General features: G+C 46.9%; 5 tRNA genes. All 5 read right to left on the bottom strand.

Annotation, left to right across the window (positions count from 1 at the left end):
* Positions 1–78: 78 nt before the first annotated feature.
* The 5 genes from AC1Q51_RS27820 to AC1Q51_RS27800 all read right to left on the bottom strand — a co-directional run bounded on the left by AC1Q51_RS27820 (position 79) and on the right by AC1Q51_RS27800 (position 577).
* Positions 79–149: transfer RNA gene (locus AC1Q51_RS27820), tRNA-Gly, on the bottom strand.
* Position 150: 1 nt separating this feature from the next.
* Positions 151–227, bottom strand: a tRNA-Pro gene (locus AC1Q51_RS27815).
* A 4-nt stretch (positions 228–231) separates the two neighbouring features.
* Positions 232–308 (bottom strand) — tRNA-Arg (locus tag AC1Q51_RS27810).
* Between the two features lie 96 nt (positions 309–404).
* Positions 405–487: transfer RNA gene (locus AC1Q51_RS27805), tRNA-Leu, on the bottom strand.
* A gap of 17 nt (positions 488–504) precedes the next feature.
* A tRNA-Lys gene (locus tag AC1Q51_RS27800) sits at positions 505–577 on the bottom strand.
* Between the last annotated feature and the right edge of the window lie 3 nt (positions 578–580).

Genomic DNA, 580 nt, shown 5'->3' with positions numbered 1-580 from the left:
AAGTTAGTTTGTCTAGCATCTAAAAATAAAAATTGACGTTTCACGTTGTTTGTTTCGTTCAGTTTTCAAAGAACTAAAAGCGGGTGAAGAGAATCGAACTCTCGACCAGAGCTTGGAAGGCTCTTGTTTTACCACTAAACTACACCCGCGTGGTCGGGAAGACAGGATTTGAACCTGCGACCCCCTGGTCCCAAACCAGGTGCTCTACCAAGCTGAGCCACTTCCCGTAATTGGCGCGCCCGAGAGGAGTCGAACCCCTAACCTCTTGATCCGTAGTCAAACGCTCTATCCAATTGAGCTACGGGCGCTTATTCATGATGTTTTTTCGTCGTTGTATTTTGGCGACTCAATTATCTTATCATACTACATTTTCAAATGCAAGTACTTTTTTAAGATTTTTTTGATGCGGCCGAGAGGACTTGAACCTCCACGGGGTTTCCCCCACTAGGCCCTCAACCTAGCGCGTCTGCCGTTCCGCCACGACCGCGCGGAAAAAACAAAAAGTGAGCCATGAAGGATTCGAACCTTCGACCCTCTGATTAAAAGTCAGATGCTCTACCAACTGAGCTAATGGCTCGTA

The organism is Bacillus sp. MT94, assembly GCF_058792475.1.
The sequence above is the reverse complement of the archived record's forward strand: the minus strand, read 5'-3'. Positions and strand labels throughout refer to the sequence as shown.